The 15916-nt window shown below is 63.4% G+C and carries 17 protein-coding genes and 1 pseudogene; 11 read left to right on the forward strand and 7 right to left on the reverse strand.

Annotation, left to right across the window (positions count from 1 at the left end; translation table 11 throughout):
* Nucleotides 1–2: 2 nt before the first annotated feature.
* Genes IVA93_RS02665 through IVA93_RS02685 form a run of 5 tightly spaced genes read left to right on the forward strand, consistent with a single transcriptional unit; the run spans nt 3 to nt 3639 of the window.
* Nucleotides 3–620 (forward strand): flavin reductase family protein, encoded by a 618-nt coding sequence (locus IVA93_RS02665; RefSeq protein WP_247789653.1) that lies wholly within the window; start codon nt 3–5, stop codon nt 618–620.
* Nucleotides 621–664: 44 nt separating this feature from the next.
* Nucleotides 665–1525, forward strand: a complete 861-nt coding sequence (locus IVA93_RS02670) for a fumarylacetoacetate hydrolase family protein (RefSeq protein ID WP_018453092.1) — start codon at nt 665–667, stop codon at nt 1523–1525.
* 3 nt (nt 1526–1528) lie between these two features.
* Complete coding sequence (gene hpaH / locus IVA93_RS02675) at nt 1529–2332, forward strand: 2-oxo-hept-4-ene-1,7-dioate hydratase (protein WP_018453093.1); 804 nt, start codon at nt 1529–1531, stop codon at nt 2330–2332.
* A gap of 25 nt (nt 2333–2357) precedes the next feature.
* Entirely contained in the window at nt 2358–2750 is a 393-nt protein-coding gene (locus IVA93_RS02680) for a RidA family protein (RefSeq protein WP_018453094.1), read from the forward strand.
* Between the two features lie 13 nt (nt 2751–2763).
* Entirely contained in the window at nt 2764–3639 is an 876-nt protein-coding gene (locus IVA93_RS02685; RefSeq protein WP_018453095.1) for an amidohydrolase family protein, read from the forward strand.
* A gap of 54 nt (nt 3640–3693) precedes the next feature.
* On the opposite strand, the gene IVA93_RS02690 is transcribed toward IVA93_RS02685, so the two are convergent.
* Nucleotides 3694–4689: an LLM class flavin-dependent oxidoreductase gene (locus IVA93_RS02690; protein ID WP_026232460.1), complete on the reverse strand. Its 996-nt coding sequence runs from the start codon at nt 4687–4689 to the stop codon at nt 3694–3696.
* A gap of 232 nt (nt 4690–4921) precedes the next feature.
* Between IVA93_RS02690 and IVA93_RS02695 the strand changes: the two genes are divergently transcribed.
* The 5 genes from IVA93_RS02695 to IVA93_RS02715 all read left to right on the forward strand — a co-directional run bounded on the left by IVA93_RS02695 (nt 4922) and on the right by IVA93_RS02715 (nt 7758).
* Complete coding sequence (locus IVA93_RS02695; RefSeq protein ID WP_018453097.1) at nt 4922–5344, forward strand: MgtC/SapB family protein; 423 nt, start codon at nt 4922–4924, stop codon at nt 5342–5344.
* A gap of 135 nt (nt 5345–5479) precedes the next feature.
* Complete coding sequence (locus tag IVA93_RS02700; RefSeq protein ID WP_018453098.1) at nt 5480–5983, forward strand: peptidase associated/transthyretin-like domain-containing protein; 504 nt, start codon at nt 5480–5482, stop codon at nt 5981–5983.
* Nucleotides 5984–5994: 11 nt separating this feature from the next.
* On the forward strand, nt 5995–6624 hold the full coding sequence (locus IVA93_RS02705) for a ferric reductase-like transmembrane domain-containing protein (protein WP_026232461.1): 630 nt from the start codon (nt 5995–5997) through the stop codon (nt 6622–6624).
* A 195-nt stretch (nt 6625–6819) separates the two neighbouring features.
* Nucleotides 6820–7296, forward strand: coding sequence for a Crp/Fnr family transcriptional regulator (locus tag IVA93_RS02710; RefSeq protein ID WP_018453100.1), 477 nt, complete (start codon nt 6820–6822; stop codon nt 7294–7296).
* 132 nt (nt 7297–7428) lie between these two features.
* Nucleotides 7429–7758 carry a hypothetical protein gene (locus tag IVA93_RS02715; protein WP_085361134.1) on the forward strand — a complete coding sequence of 110 codons (330 nt, stop codon included), beginning with the start codon at nt 7429–7431 and terminating at the stop codon, nt 7756–7758.
* Nucleotides 7759–7970: 212 nt separating this feature from the next.
* Here the strand turns inward: IVA93_RS02715 and IVA93_RS02720 are convergent, their stop codons facing one another.
* Nucleotides 7971–8921, reverse strand: coding sequence for a LysR family transcriptional regulator (locus IVA93_RS02720; RefSeq protein WP_018453102.1), 951 nt, complete (start codon nt 8919–8921; stop codon nt 7971–7973).
* A gap of 76 nt (nt 8922–8997) precedes the next feature.
* Between IVA93_RS02720 and IVA93_RS02725 the strand changes: the two genes are divergently transcribed.
* Nucleotides 8998–9552, forward strand: a complete 555-nt coding sequence (locus IVA93_RS02725) for a YybH family protein (protein WP_026232462.1) — start codon at nt 8998–9000, stop codon at nt 9550–9552.
* Between the two features lie 1196 nt (nt 9553–10748).
* On the opposite strand, the pseudogene IVA93_RS02730 reads toward IVA93_RS02725, so the two are convergent.
* From IVA93_RS02730 to IVA93_RS02750, 5 genes and pseudogenes are all read right to left on the reverse strand, one after another.
* A pseudogene (locus tag IVA93_RS02730) lies at nt 10749–10916 on the reverse strand (efflux RND transporter periplasmic adaptor subunit); the annotation flags it as partial.
* A gap of 6 nt (nt 10917–10922) precedes the next feature.
* Entirely contained in the window at nt 10923–11786 is an 864-nt protein-coding gene (locus IVA93_RS02735) for a class I SAM-dependent methyltransferase (RefSeq protein WP_247789655.1), read from the reverse strand.
* Nucleotides 11787–12100: 314 nt separating this feature from the next.
* Nucleotides 12101–14347, reverse strand: coding sequence for a xanthine dehydrogenase family protein molybdopterin-binding subunit (locus tag IVA93_RS02740; RefSeq protein WP_247789657.1), 2247 nt, complete (start codon nt 14345–14347; stop codon nt 12101–12103).
* An 11-nt stretch (nt 14348–14358) separates the two neighbouring features.
* Nucleotides 14359–15375 carry an FAD binding domain-containing protein gene (locus IVA93_RS02745; RefSeq protein WP_247789659.1) on the reverse strand — a complete coding sequence of 339 codons (1017 nt, stop codon included), beginning with the start codon at nt 15373–15375 and terminating at the stop codon, nt 14359–14361.
* Entirely contained in the window at nt 15372–15911 is a 540-nt protein-coding gene (locus tag IVA93_RS02750) for a (2Fe-2S)-binding protein (RefSeq protein ID WP_247789661.1), read from the reverse strand. Before IVA93_RS02750 ends, IVA93_RS02745 begins: the two co-directional genes overlap by 4 nt.
* Between the last annotated feature and the right edge of the window lie 5 nt (nt 15912–15916).

Here is a 15916-nt window from a genome sequence, read left to right on the forward strand (position 1 = left end):
CGATGCGGATCGACCCCAGCGAGCTCGGCGCCGAGCGCATCTACCGGCTGATGACCGGCATCGTGGTGCCGCGTCCGATCGCCTGGGTGACGAGCCTGTCGCGCGCAGGCGTGCTCAAACTCGCGCCGTTCAGCGCCTTCACCTTCGTCTCGCAGAAGCCGCCGATGCTCGCGATCAGCGTCGGCCGCAAGGGCGCGGACTACAAGGACACCGCGCATAACATCCTCGATACCGAGGAATACGTGATCCACATCGCCGATACCCCGCTGATGCAGGCGGTGCACGACTCATCGGTCGAGCATCCGCCCGAGATCAGCGAGGTCGCGGAGCTCGGCCTTGAGACGCTCCCGAGCGAGCGCATCAAGGTGCCGCGGCTCAGCGTTGCACCCGTTGCGATGGAGTGCCGCTTTCGGCAGTGCCTCGAATTCGGCGACGCCCGCAGCCGTCTCATCGTGGGCGAAGTCGTGATGTTCCACCTCCGCGACGGCCTCGTGAACGACGGCAAGGTCGAAACCGTCGCGCTCGATCCGATCGCGCGCATCGGCGGGCCGCGCTACGCCCGGCTCGGCGAGATCGTGACGCTGCACGGCGTGTTCCAGACTCCCAAATCGAAAGACTGAGCGCGCCGCCCCCGCGCGCGCCCCAAGACCATTGGAGAACGACCATGCGACTCCTAAGCTATCTCGTGGACGGAGAGCCGCGCTACGGTGCCGTCATGGAAGGCGGCGTCGTTGATCTGACCCGGCGGATCGGCCGCGACTTCTCCGATGTCAGGGCGCTGATCGCAGCCAACGCGCTGGCCGACGCGCAGGAAGCCGTCGCCGGACAAAAGCCGGACTACGCGCTGGAAGAGCTCGTGCTGCTTCCGCCGGTGCTGGCGCCGGAAAAGCTCTGGTGCATCGGAGTCAATTACGCCGAGCGCAATGCGGAGTATAAGGACAGCTCTGACCTGCCCAAATATCCCAGTCTGTTCGTGCGCAGCATGTCCTCGATGACGGGCTCAGGCCAGCCGCTGGAGAAGCCTCACGTCTCCGAGCAGCTCGACTATGAAGGCGAGCTCGTCATCGTGATTGGCCAGGGCGGCCGCCACATTCCGCGCGAAAAGGCCTGGGCGCACATCTTCGGCATGACGCTGTGCAACGAGGGCACGATCCGCGACTGGCTCCGCCACGGCAAGTTCAACGTCACGCAAGGCAAGAATTTCGACCGCTCCGGCAGCATCGGTCCGTGGATCGTCACCGCGGACGAGCTCGATCCGCGCGGGCCTCATGACATCGTCACGCGCGTCAACGGCGAGGTGCGGCAGCAGGACACCACCGAGCGGCTGATGTTCCCGTTCGATTTCCTGATCTCCTATCTCTCGACCTTCGCAACCCTCAAGCCCGGCGACATGATCGTGACGGGCACGCCGACCGGCGCCGGCGCCCGCTTCGACCCGCCGCGCTGGCTCAAAGTCGGTGACGTCGTCGAGGTCGAATCCAGCCGCATCGGCGTGCTGCGCAACACCGTCGCGGCGGAGCAATAGGTCATGCTGGATACTGCCACGATCGAACGTCTTGCCACGCGGCTCGACGAAGCCGAACGCACCAAGACGCTGATCACGATGTTTTCGAAAGACCATCCCGATTTCAGCATCGAGGATGCCTATGCCGTTCAGCGCGCCTGGACCAGACTCCAGCTCGGACGCGGCCGGGTCATCAAGGGCCACAAGATCGGCCTGACCTCGAAAGCGATGCAGAACGCGGTCGGCATTTCCGAACCCGATTACGGCGTGCTGTTCGCCGACATGTTCTATGCCGACGCCACGCCGATTCCGTTCGACCGCTTCCAGGCGCCGCGAATCGAGGTCGAGCTCGCCTTCGTGCTGAAGGCGCCGCTGCGCGGGCCCGATTGCACCATCTTCGACGTGCTCAACGCCACCGACTACGTCACCCCGGCGCTGGAGATCCTGGAGACGCGCATGCACCGCGTCGATCCCGAAACGGGCAAGGCGCGAAAGGTCATGGACACGATCTCGGACAACGCGGCGAACGCCGCGCTGGTGCTTGGCGGCCGGCCTTTCCGTCCGATGGACGCGGACATGCGCTGGATAGGCGCGCTGTTGTTCCGCAACGGCGAGGTCGAGGAAACCGGGCTTGCCGCCGGCGTGCTCAACCATCCCGCCAACGGCATTGCCTGGCTCGCCAACCGCCTCGCGCCGCATGACGAGCATCTGGCCGCCGGCGAGGTGGTGCTGGCGGGATCGTTCACGCGTCCGGTCGACATTCGCCGCGGCGACACGTTTCATGCCGATTATGGCGCGTTCGGCTCGGTGTCGTGCCAGTTCGTCTGAATCAACACATGAAAGGGAGCGCATCATGACCGGTCACACGCGGCGCAAGAGCATCCATATCGGCGGCTTCAAGCATGCCAACCCGATTCCGAACGCCTGCCGCATCGGCAATCTCGTGATGTCGGGCGTCATTCTCGGCCGCGATGCGACTGGTGCGATGCCCGAGAGCCTGGAGGCGCAATGTGCCAACATGTTCGCGCATATGAAGGCGACGGTCGAGGCTGCCGGCGGCACCACCGACGACATCATCAAGATGACGGTGTGGCTGAAGGACCGTACGCAGCGCGGCCCGGTCAATGTCGAGTGGCTGAAGATGTTTCCGGACGAGCATTCGCGCCCGGCGCGCCACGCGCTGCCGATGGACAACATGGACGGCGGCGCGCTGGTGCAGTGCGACTTCACCGCCGTAATCGACTGAGGGAGTTTTGCGCATGCCGACCTATCTTCCGTTCGACCCGAACCCGCGCCGCCCGGTCAAGGGGCCGCCGCCCAAATCCCTCGACAGCCAGTTTCACGTGCTCGGCCCCCTCGACAAATATCCGGAGCGTCCCGGTGCTGCCTATCGGATGCCGACCGCGACCTGGGAGGCGGCGCTGCGCGTGCACAAGACGCTCGGCATCGAGCGCGGCATCATCGTGCAGACCACGACGTATGGCGCCGACCATGCCGTCGTGCTCGACGGTCTCGCCGCGATGGGCCCGAACTATCGCGGCTGCGCCAACGCGCTGGTGTTCGCCGAGGCGAACGATTCGTATCTTGCCAAGCTGCATGATGCTGGGGTCCGCGGCGCGCGCTTCAGCTTCCGCCAGGAGCTCGGCGCTGTGCTGTCGGATGCCGATTTTGCCCGCGCGATTGCGCGCATCCGCGAGCTCGGCTGGTACGTCAAGATCCAGCCCGAGAAGGACGGCATCGTCTCCAGCGTCGCCAAATACGAGAATCTCGACGTGCCCGTGCTGATCGACCACATGGCACGGCCCGATCCTGAAGCCGGCAGGAACGATCCGAACCTGCGCAAGATGCTGGAGCTGCTCGGCAAGGGCAATTTCTGGGTGATGCTGTCGCTCGGCGAGAAGTCCTCGAAGCTCGGGCCGCCCTACGACGACGTCATCCCGATCGCGCGTGCCTATATCGAGGCAGCAGTCGACCGCTGCGTCTGGGCCAGCGACTGGCCGCACCCGGTCTCGGTCAAGCAGCCGCCCAACGACGCCGATCTGCTGGAGTTGATGTACCGCTACGCGCCCGACCAGTCGACGCTGGAGAAGATCCTGGTGCACAATCCGGCCAAGCTGTTCGGCTTTCCGGATTAGGGCGCTCACGGCCTGCCACGAGCGCAGCTTCACCGTCGCAACAATCGCACCCGCTCACCCCGCCAACCGGTCCCTTACCCCGGCTGCGATCTCGAACGAGCGCAGCCGTGCGGCGTGGTCGTAGATCTGCCCCGTCGTCATCAGCTCGTCCGCGCCGGTGTCGGCGATCAGCGCCTTCAGCTTCGCTTCGACCATGTCAGGCGTGCCGACCGCCGAGCACGACAGCGACTGGCCGACCATCGCCTTCTCGGCTGGCGACCACAGCGCGTCCATGTCGTCGACCGGCGGCGGCAGCGGGCCGGGCGTGCCGCGGCGCAGATTGATGAACTGCTGCTGCAGCGAGGAGAACATGCGCTGCGCGTCCGCGTCGCTGTCGGCGGCGAACACGTTGACGCCGACCATCGCATAGGGCTTGTCGAGCTGCGTCGAGGGTTCGAACCGCGCCCGATACTCCCGCAGCGCCGGCATCATCATTTGCGGTGCGAAGTGTGAAGCGAACGCGAACGGCAGGCCGAGCATCCCTGCGAGCTGCGCGCCAAAGGTGCTGGATCCCAGGATCCACAGCGGCACCTTCGTCCCCATGCCCGGCACGGCCCGGATGGCCTGGTTCGGCTGCACGTCGCCGAGCAGCGCCTGCAACTCCAGCACGTCCTGCGGAAAGTTTTCCGAACTCGTCGCGAGGTCGCGCCGCAGGGCGCGTGCGGTAAATTGGTCGGTGCCCGGTGCCCGCCCGAGCCCGAGATCGATCCGCCCGGGATAGAGCGAAGCCAGCGTGCCGAACTGCTCGGCGATGACGAGCGGCGAATGGTTCGGCAGCATGATCCCGCCGGACCCGACCCGGATCGTCTTCGTCCCGCCCGCGATATGCCCGATCACCACCGACGTCGCCGCGCTCGCGATCCCCGTCATGTTGTGATGCTCGGCCAGCCAGAACCGCTTGTATCCCCAGCCCTCCGCATGCTGCGCGAGATCGAGCGAATTGCGGAACGCTTGTGACGCATCGCCGCCTTGGCGGATGGGCGCGAGGTCGAGCACGGAGAAGGGGATCATGGAAGGGTCCGGATGGAGCGTGCGGTGGTAACGTGGACTCGACATGTAGGAGCCGGTCGCAGGAATACCAGCCGAAACGATCATGGTGCTGCGCCGGCGGCTCCATCGCGCGGAGACGGGGCCATCGCTGCGCTGCATGCGGCAAATTCGCCTGTATGGAAACCGCGGGCCGCATTGCCGCGTTGCCGGCCGGTTTGATCAACGGCGACGATTTTCATTTCGGGGGCTTTCTTTGGACAGATTCAACATTGGTGTTCATGTCGTTGCGCTGGCTGCGGCCTTCGCACTCGCCGTTCCCATTGGCTGGGACCGCGAGAAGCGGGCGCGAAGCGCGGGCTTGCGCACCTTTCCACTGGTCGCAATGGCAAGCTGCGGCTTCGTGCAGGCCAGCGAAAGCCTGCTCGTGCATTCGCCTGACGGAATGGCGAAGGTGATCGAGGGCCTCATCACCGGCATCGGCTTCATCGGCGGTGGCGCAATTCTCAAGCAGGGGAATTCGGTGCAGGGGACCGCGACGGCCGCGAGCCTCTGGGCGACCGGCGCCATCGGCGTCTCCGTCGGGCTCGGCGCTTTTGATGTCGCGGTGACGGTCGCCGTATTCACGTTCCTGACGCTTCGCTTGTTGACGCTGGTCAAGGAAGAAGACGATCACTGATGCATGTGCGAGCGGCCTGCACCCCGTTCACAACAACGTCATCGCGACCCGCTGCGTCCCCCGGCCCAACTGTGCGTCTGGCGCGTTTTCTTGTACACTCACTGAGCCTTTGGACGCTCGCCAGGAGGAACCGACATGACCACGGTCGTACTCAATCGCCGGAGCCTCCTCGCCGCGGGCGGCTCGATCCTCGCAACCGGGCTCTTGGCGACCGGCGTCCCCGGCCTGCTGTTGCCTGCACGCGCGGACGGCCTCGCACCGACCGAGACGATGTCTGGCGGGGCGAACAACTACCGCAAGGGCGCGGCGATCGTGGAGCGGATCGGAAAGGGTGGCTTCTGGATGAGCGGCACCGTGCGCCGCGCCGGCGACGGGACTCCCTTGGCCGGGCAGCGCATCCAGATCTGGGCGCACACGGTCGAAGGCCAGGAGCACGAGCCGCAGAGTCATGGCGCCACGCTCACCGACAAGGACGGCAAGTTCCGGCTCGAAATGCCGCAGATCATTCCCATCTTCGGCCAGCCGCATGGCCACCTCGCCTATGACAGCGGTGAATTCAAAACCGTCTTCCTGCGGCCGATAATGCGGAGCGCAAAGGAAACCAGCCTCGAGGCGCACTTCGTCCTGCAGCCGGCCTGATCGCATTGGAGATGAAGGGGCGGAGATCGGCCCGGGCGCCCCTGATCTGGATCGCCCTTGCCTTGGCCATCGGCGTGCCGATCGCGCTCGCTGCGGGAAGCGAACAGCTCACATGGCGCGGCCCGGTCTACATCCTCGCCGGCTTCGCTGGCATCATTGCGCTCGGTCTCGTGCTCGCTCAGCCCCTGCTGATCGGCGGATATCTGCCGGGACTGTCGGCCTATCGCGGCCGGCGCGCCCACCACTGGATCGGCGGCACGCTGGCTCTGGCGGTGGTGATCCACGTCGCCGGCCTCTGGATCACCAGCCCGCCCGACATGATCGACGCCCTGACTTATACGTCACCGACACCGTTCTCCCCCTTCGGCGTGACCGCCATGTGGGCCATCTTCATTGTTGCGCTCCTGGCTCTGCTGCGCCGGCGGCTGGGATTGCGGTTGCGCACGTGGCGCATCGTCCATATTCCCCTCGCGATCGTCATCGTCGCAGGCAGCGTCGCCCATTGCCTGCTGATCGAGGGGACGATGGAGACGATCTCGAAGGCTGCGCTTTGCGCAGCTGTGCTGGCGGCGACCGTCAAGGTGATGGTTGATCTCTGGAGAAGGCGGACGTTGCGCGATAGCAGCATTGCGCGGCCGTAAGCGTAGGGTGGGCAAAGGCGCGTAGCGCCGTGCCCACCATCTATCTATCAATGGTGGTTGGTGGGCACGCTTCGCTTCGCCCAGCCTACGAGCTCCGAAACTTTCGCTGACCCCCTTGTTCCAACACGTTCGGCGTCGTTACCGCTGGTATCGGCTCCGCTTGCCCGGGAAGGCGGTCAAGATTATCCTCGCGCGATGGCCGTCAGTGTCCCCGACCTGAGAGCATTCCTGCTCGCCACACCGTTCTTCGGCGGTATCCCGGATCAAAGTCTCGACCTCCTGATGTCGATGCTGGTTGAGTGCCGATTTGATACCGGAGCAACCGTCGTGACGGAGGGCGAGCCCGGACGCTCGCTGTTCATCGTCAAATCCGGCCGGCTGGCGGTGAGCAAGCGGGCGAATGCGGGCAACGTCATCCCGATTTCCGTTCTGGAGCCCGGCGATTTCTTCGGTGAGATGACGCTGATTGAAATGCAAAATCGATCCGCCACGGTGGTCGCGGAGAGTCCGACCGTGCTTTACGAGCTGACCGCCCAGAAGCTCTACGCTTGCTACAAGGCCGATATCCACACCTATGTGATCGTCCTGCAAAACATCAATCGCGAGCTATGCCGACGGCTGCGCCGTTCAGACGATCGGTTAGCGGGGCATCAGGTGGGTGACGAGAGTTGACATGCGTAGCATGGGTAGAGCGAAGCGAAACCCATCATGTCTCGTCACCGCGCAAATCTTCCATGGATTTTCGTTTCGCTGTACCCATCCTACGAACTCCCCGGCACCGTAGGCTTCGAATAGGAAACTAACATGGCTCAAGCCGGAGATAATGGACGGTTCGCGGCGTTCAAGCACCACGCCAAGGTGCACTCCTTCAGAGTCAGCACTGCTTTTCTGACTTGGATTCTGCTCGGCGCGACGCTCTTTTACAAGCCTGAGTGGGTCCGATGGGCCCTGCGAACAGGCACGCACGCTATTGAAGCTGTCGGCGATGCGCTTCCTGGTTATTGGGGCGCTCAGGCCGAAATTGTCTTGCGCGAACTCGGTGGTTTCCTTTGGATCCAGATCACGGCCGCGATCCTGTTTGTCCGGTTCGTGTTCTGGCTGATCGGGGCCTCGTGGCGACGTGGTCGGCGGTAGATCCAGTCAGCTCGCGTAGGATGGGTAGAGCACTTGCGAAACCCATCATGCTTCGTCACCGAGCAATGCTATGCAATTCCTGGCCAAAACTGACTGGAGCTCTCGCTCGGGCGATGCCCGCAAGTGACCCCGAAGCGGCGGTCGCGGGGAAGTTGAGGTTCGCTAAGGCCCCACAGGCCTAAAATGTGCTTTAAGGAATATAAGAGACATCCTCAGCTGAGGGAGCCAACCTCAGCGGCGATTTCTTCCGTCAACCACGCAATGCCCGCATCCATCATTGCTGCCTTGGTCGTAATGGCCATGATTGCATCGGACTTCCGCTTCAAAGGAAGCTCAACCAATTGCAGCGCGAAACGAGCCGCGTATCTCTCGACGAGACGGCGCGGCAATGTTGCTATCAAGTCCGAGTTTGAAATTTGCGTGAGTGCCATCATAAAGGTGGGCACGGTCAGGACAATGCGGCGCTGGAGGCCGCGCTTCTCCAGGAGTTGGTCGACAAAACCTCGCGGATCGCCGTCGAGCGACACAAGAAGATGCTGTGCTCTGCAGAATGCAGCAATCGTTGGTGCGCGGGCGAATCCGTTTCCCTTGCGCATTGCGACCACGAAACACTCATCGTAAAGCTTTCTTGCCTGGAAGCGGGTTGGCACTGTGCCCAGGGGCAGGATGGCCAAGTCGATTTCGCGCTTCTCCAGCTTCTCCAGGCTTGACCGCCAAGGGTGCTCCACAGCGCTTGCATGCCTCCCTGGCATCAGATGGATCAAGCTCAGGTCGGCACGGGGTGCCTTTCTCCTGAGCCGCCCCGCAAATGGTCCCATCACCGTGTCCATGATCGCATCAGGAGCGCCAATGGAAAAACGGCGGCTACTTGTAGTCGCGTCGAAGGGCGTAGCTGAAGCAAATACGCGCCCTACGCGAGAAAGGATATCTGCTACTGGCTCGCCGAGTTCCAGCGCACGCTCCGTCGGCACAACACCCTTCGGCGTCCGTAAGAACAGGGGGTCATTAAATAGATGCCGTAGCCGCCCAAGTGAATGACTTACGGCAGAAGGGGTGATGTTCAAGCGGCTAGCCGCTCGCGCCACGTGGCTCTCCTCCAGCACAGTGTGGAAGACCAGCAGCAAGTTAAGATCGACTTTTGACAAGGAAATGTGGTTCAGCATATTGCTGAGGTTATATCACTGGATTCATGTCTCTGAAAGCTCCATGGATTGCGCAACGTTAGCCACAGGAGCTGAAATGACCAAACACCATGCAAACTGGCCAGGAACGCTGTCACGGCGGTCCGCGATCACGACAGTCGCTGCGGCATCGTTGACCCCTCGATTTTGCGCTAGTGTGGCTGCCAGTGACGACGTCGCTCACCTTATCGAGCGCGCCGCTGCGAAAAACGCGGCCTTCATGCGCGGGGACATGGATCGTTGGCTGGCCCTTGTTCGCATCGCCAGTGACTTCACGTTAATGCAACCATTCGGCGGCCCAACTAGCCACGGGTTCGACGCAAGTCCTGAACGTTTGGCGAAGCTATCCCAGTTTTTCAAGAACGGTGAGACGACCTTGGAGGTCGTGCAAACCTATGCATCGGACAAGCTGGTCGTTCTCGTCATGGTCGAGCGGCAATATGCCGAAGTCGGGAGCTTACCAAAACAAGACTGGTCGCTCCGAGTTACGGAAATCTATCGCAAGGACGGTTCTGAATGGCAGTTAGTCCATCGCCACGCAGACCCGCTGGTTCATGGCGTTACGTTGCAGGAGGCGGCGACGATTGCTCGCGGCGGACGTAAGGATGAATGACCGCGGCAACTGGCGTCTTATCAGAAGAAGGATCGATTGCGCCGAAGACTGCATTACATGCAGGTCCACTTCCCCTTTTGGCCCCATAGCGGAAGTCTGCTCGACGTCGGCTTGTATCCCCTTCCATAGGTTGGGCGATATACGTGCTTAGGCGCGCGCTAGGCAGGCAAATCTGACCCGTCGGGCAAAACACCTCTCTCCTGCAAAATCTCGTCAACCCTCCCCCACAAAAATATTCCACTTTACCGAAATTCGGAATCGCAGTATCAATCCGCCATCCCGGTCCAGGGAGAGGGGCGATCGTCCGTCGTAACGTGCGTGGGTCGGGGGGCGGTGGACGCGGCAGTGTCGGGCACGCGAAGGCGGAACCAGGGCGAGATGAACCTCGTGAGGTCCTGTTGCGTGCGGACGAACGGCGCCTGTGTCCGGCGAGCCTCTTGGCGAAGCCGGATCGCTGCGTACGGCAAAATCGTGTGGTCCTGGCCGTCGTTGCTACGGTCAAGCCTTGCGGAGATGGATCGAGGCTCAACCGGGTCTCAATGCATCGTCAATTCGCAAGGCGACGGTGACAAAAAGGAACTCGTCGCCGGGGAGAGCGCGGCATAAGCCGTCAACCCACTGCGCAGGGAAGGCCGAGTGTTCGGCGTCACCTGTATGCTGCTGTGCGGTCTTTTTGCGCTACATTTTCGCGCAGCGGACCGCGGGTGCTAAGCCGGCACCCGGTCTTCCCTGCGCCTCTTCACAGAGGAGGGTCAAGGTAGAAGCAAAACTCGGGCATCTCATGCCGCGAGAAGGCTGTTTCATGTGTGATTTGAGCGAGGGAATGGTGCTGCCAGACAGGATTGAACTGTGATAACAATCCCGCCAGCTATTGATTTTATTGTGCTTTTCGGTCCGGCGATCTATTTGTGTGTGGCACCCCTGAGGGGCACCGCGAAGCAATGTTTACCACATCCGCGCGAGGAGGAAATCTCGTTAGCGTAGCAACTGACTGATCTGCCTCTTCGACGGTTGTTGCGCTCTTGCCGCACCGGCAAGGCCGCATTGGCGGAGATAGCGGGCCTCCCTCCGCGATGCCGCGATTGCGGGAAAACCGCCGAAAAACAAGGATTCCAAAAAAAACCGCTCGAGTTTTGTGACCACCGCTGTGTACCACCGGCTCGTCCGATTCGGCCGTCAATCTCAGGCGATTTCGAGGTCGCGAGTGCCTGACCGACCTCGACGGTCTGGCCGACCTCAACGAGGCGTTTTGCAACCTTGTCGGCAAGGCGAAAGCCAAGATCGCTCTCGATCCGGGGCCTGATGGTGCCGACGAAGCTACGCTCCGGCGTCTCGGCATCGTAATGCGCGGTTGCGACCAGGACCAGCTATCAGCTTGCCGGATTGCGCGCCGTGACGATCCACGTCGCGCTGTCGATCATCATCGTGCGCTCGCCGGGGCGGCCCGCGAAGGCGGCACGAACCGCGGCCGAGGCGCGGGCGCGGATGTCGTCGGGCTGATCAGCGAGCGCGCGCGACAGCGGGCCGACCTCGAACGTCATCTTCACCGCGTCGTCGATCGCCGCGTCCCGCGTCGCGCCCTCGCCAAACGGGACGGAAGCATCGAAGGGCGCGATAGCGATATCGGTGAAGCTGGCCGCCGTCAGGATGCGAACCACCCGCCCCCGGTCGCCGAACGAGAATGGGCCGGGCACTTCGGGATCGGGCGGCGCCGTCGGCGGGACGATGCCTTTGATCGCGTCCATCGGCAATCGCACCCAATCGTTCTCGGCCGCACCACGCCAACAGACGAAAGCGACCCGCCCGCCCGGCTTGAGCGCACGGCGCATATGAGCGAACGCCGCCGTAGGATCGTCAAAGAACATCACCCCGAAACGCGAGAACAGGATGTCGAACGCGCCCTCGGGCAGCTCGGCTCTGCCAGCGTCGGCCACTCGGAACTGGACCGGCGTATCCGGTGGCGCAAGCGCGCGCGCTCGGCCGATCAGCGGTTCGGATATGTCCACGCCCAGCACATAGCCCCCCGCGCCGACGCGGGCGGCCAGAGCCAGACTCGACGCGCCCGCGCCGCAGCCGATGTCCAGCACGCGTTCGCCCGTGGCGGGCGCTGCGGCTTCGATCGCTGCCTGGCCGAACACCGCCACCCTGGCATCGAGCCGGGCCTGGTGGGCGACCCAGCGCTCCCCGCTTTGGCCATTCCAGTCGGCGACCTGATCGGCATTGTGCTGTGCCACGACATGTCCTTGTTCTGGCCCGGTCACTGGAAGCAGTGGCGACCGCCGGGGACTTCCGAGACGATGCAGTTCATCCGGCCTACGAGCGATAGATTACAGCTTGCGCGCGTCTGCCTTCAGAAAGTCGTTCTGATGCGGGCACACGAAGTCCTCGATCGGCATCGGCTACACACCGTTCAGCAGGTTCAAAATCGCCCGAGGATCGGTCGTACCGGCCGTCCCGGTGCAGCAGTGTCATCGACTCCAAGTGCGCGACCACGTGTTCGGATGCGCCAATGGATCGCATGCGGAAAGCACCCATTTGATCGGCCTGATCAGGTACGAATCTTATCGATGGTGATAGGCAGGTCGCGTACCCTCTTACCGGTGGCGTGAAACACCGCATTCGCCACTGCGGCCGCCACGCCGACGATGCCGATCTCGCCCAAGCCCTTAACGCCCAGCGGGCTGACCAGTGGATCCGGTTCGTCAACGAAGATGACGTCGATCTGACCGATATCAGCATGGGCAGGAATATGGTATTCGGCGAAATTGCGGTTCATCAGTCGGCCCAGCCGGTGGTCGGTCGTGGCTTCTTCATGCAGAGCCTGACCGATGCCCATGACGACGCCGCCTATGATCTGGCTGCGCGCCGTCTTGGGATTGAGAATGCGCCCGGCGCCGACGGCGCTGACGATCCGCGGCACCCGGAGCACACCCAGGGTTTCATCGACGCGGACCTCGGCGAACACGGCCGAGTGAGCATAGCCGACGTGCTTGCGTCCGCCCAGCAGGTTGGGAAGGTTGGTGCCGACAGCAGCCAACTCCTGGTGGCCGGCTGAGCGCAATACCTCGGTGATCGCGACCGGTTTGCCTAAGGCCGAAAGACTGATCGCGCCGTCGGCGAAGATGACGTCACGCCCTTTCAGACCGTCTCCGCCCGGCAGGGTCCGTGCCGCCTTGACGATCGCAGTTTTCAGCTTTTCGCAGGCCTTCTGGACGGCGGCTCCGGTCGAGGCCGCCATCCACGACCCGCCTTCGACAGGGTTGAACGGGAGAGTGGAATCGCCGATCCGCACCTCGATATCATCGACCCTGATGCCAAAGGCCTCAGCTGCGATCTGGGCCAGGATGGTGTAGGTGCCGGTGCCGATGTCCGAAGCCGCGGCCGTGATCTCCAGCCGCCCGTCTGCCCTCCACGTAGCCCGCGCCCGGGCTGGAAGAGGCGCCATCTCCGCGGCCCAGACTCCTCCGGCTATTCCCCAGCCGACAAGCTCGTGACCTTCGCGCATCGAACGCGGCGCGGGGTCGCGATCCGACCAGCCAAATCGCTCAGCCCCTTGCGAATAGCAACTCTTCAGCGCTTTCGAGGTGATCTCAAGCTTGGTGTTTTGGTCATAGTCGATATAATTCCTGAGCCGCAGCGCCAGCGGATCGAGATCGGCCGCATAGGCCAATTCGTCCATCGCGCTCTCCAGACCGAACACCCCGATCGCAGCGCCTGGCGCGCGCATGTCGGCGGGTGTCACGGTATCCACTTTGACCAGCTTGTGGTTGGTCTTGACGTTTTCGCACGCGTACAACAGCCCCGACCAGTTGACTACGACCTCCTGGTAATTTTCGTGGCGCGAGGTGGTGGCGGTTGCGAAATGGCGTACGGCCTGTAACGAACCGTCCGCATCGCACGCCAGCGACACGCTGTGGATCGTATCGGGGCGATAGGCGAGGCCAAACATCTGCGCGCGGGTCAGCATCAATCTGACGGACCGCTTCGTGGCCTTGGCCGCCAGCACGGCCAGAAAGACCGAATGCTGCGGCCTCAGTCCCGATCCGAAAGCGCCGCCGACATAGGCGTTGACGACGCGCACATGCTTCATCCGCAGGTTCAGCGAGTTCTTCAGGTACAGGCGAACGTTCTGCGAGCCCTGCGTCTTATCATAGACGGTGATACTGCCGTCGGTTTCCCAAGCCGCAGTGGTAGCGAACATCTCCATGGGATTGTGATGCTCCTTGGCGTGGCTGAAAGTCGCTTCGACCTTGATCGGTGCAGCGTCGAAGGCCGCGTCCGCGTCACCGCGTGGCTTGGGCGGTCGTGGGATGCCAAGGCGCGGGATCAGCGGCCGGTAGGCCTTGTCCAGCCGGGACGTGAGATCGGTATGATGCCTCTCAACGTCATAGGTGGCGGTAACCAGCGCGGCTCCATCGCGCGCCGCCTCATACGTCTCGCCGAGAACCACGGCGATCGGTTGGGCGTCGAACAGGATTTCAGCGTCGTACAGCGGCTTGAACGGTCGTCCCGGCGGGGCGACGGTGTCGAGATAGCTGAGGCAGAATAAGGCGACGTGCGGCCGGTTCTCATGCGTGATCACCTTAATCACGCCTGGCAGGGCCAATGCCGCCGAGGCGTCGATCGAACGAATTCGTCCCCGGGTGATCGTCGCATTTACTACAACGGCGTGCAGCAGGTCGGGCGCATCGTACTCGGCGGCGTACTTCGCCCGCCCCGAAACCTTGAGCGGACCGTCAATGCGGCTGACGGGCTGACCGATGCCGCTGGTCGTGTTCGCCATATTGTCCGCCATCCTGGTATTCCTTAGCGAACGCGTTTGTCGGTCTGAGACTGCGGCGTACCCGCCGCAGCCTGATGAAGCGCGCGAACGATGGCGTCGCGTGCCAGCCCGATCTTGAAATTGTTCTGGCCTTGCCCCCGCGCTCCGCTCAACAGCCGTTCCGCCGCCTCGCCGAAGACCGCATCATCCGCACCGCGGCCGATCAGCGTCGCTTCCGCCTCCGGCAACCGCCATGGCTTGTGCGCCACGCCGCCCAAGGCAATCCGCGCGCTGGTGATCCGCTCGCCCTCCGTTTTCAGTCCGACCGCCACCGACACCAGCGCGAAGGCGTAGGACAGTCGATCGCGCAGTTTGAGATAGGTGTGGTGCGGTCCGAAATCGCTATCGGGCAGATCGACCGAGGTGATGATCTCGTTGTCCGCCAGGGTATGATCGCGCTCGGGCGCATCGCCGGGCAGGCGGTGGAAATCGGCGAAGGCGATGGTTCGTTCTCCCCCGGGACCAACGACGTTGATCCGGGCCTCGAGCGCCGCCATGGCGACGCACATGTCCGAGGGATGGGTGGCGATGCAGTGGTCGCTGGCACCCTGGATGGCGTGGATGCGGTTGACCCCGCCGATCGCCGGGCAGCCAGACCCCGGCTCGCGCTTGTTGCAAGCCGTGCCGACGTCATAGAAATAATAGCACCGGGTGCGTTGCAGCAGATTGCCGCCCGTAGTCGCGGCGTTCCTCAGCTGTCCGGACGCTCCGGCCAGAATGGCGCTAGCCAGCAGAGGAAAGCGATCCTTCACGCGCGGATCGCTGGCCGTGTCGGCGTTAGTCGCCAGCGCGCCGATGCGCAAGCTCCCGTCCGGCCCGTCCTCGATGCGATCCAGCGGCACCCGCGTGATGTCGACTATCCGCGATGGCCGGGTCACCTCGTGCTTCATCAAATCGACCAGATTGGTGCCGCCGGCGATGACCTTGGCGCCGGGGCTGGCCGCCAAGGCATCGAGCGCCTCGTCAAGGGTGGTCGCCCGCACATAGTCGAACCGGTTCAAGTCTTTTGCCCCCCGGTTTCCGCACCGCTGCCCAGCGCAACCTCTGCGATGGCGTCAATGATGTTGGGATAGGCCCCGCAGCGGCACAAATTGCCACTCATCCGCTCGCGAATGTCGTCGCGGTCGGCGACGGGGCCTTCGGCGACCATACCCACCGCCGAACAGATCTGACCGGGGGTGCAATAGCCGCATTGAAAACCGTCGTGGTCGATGAAGGCCTGTTGCATCGGACTCAGCTGACCGGGCTCACCCAGCCCTTCGATCGTGATCACTTCCGAACCATCCTTGACCACCGCCAGCACCAGGCACGAATTGATCCGCTTGCCGTCGATCAGCACGGTGCAAGCCCCGCACTGGCCATGGTCGCAACCCTTCTTGGAGCCCGTCAGGCCCAGCCGTTCGCGCAGCAAGTCCAGCAACGTCACCCATGGAGGCAACGTCAACTCACGCCACGTGCCATTTACCTTCAGGCTGACGGAGACGGCCAACTCCCCGGCTGCATCCGGCGTGACCTCGGCTGCTTCGAGACTGGCCATCCCCG

The sequence above is a fragment of the Bradyrhizobium sp. 155 genome (assembly GCF_023101105.1).
Taxonomy (GTDB): Bacteria; Pseudomonadota; Alphaproteobacteria; order Rhizobiales; family Xanthobacteraceae; genus Bradyrhizobium; species Bradyrhizobium canariense_D.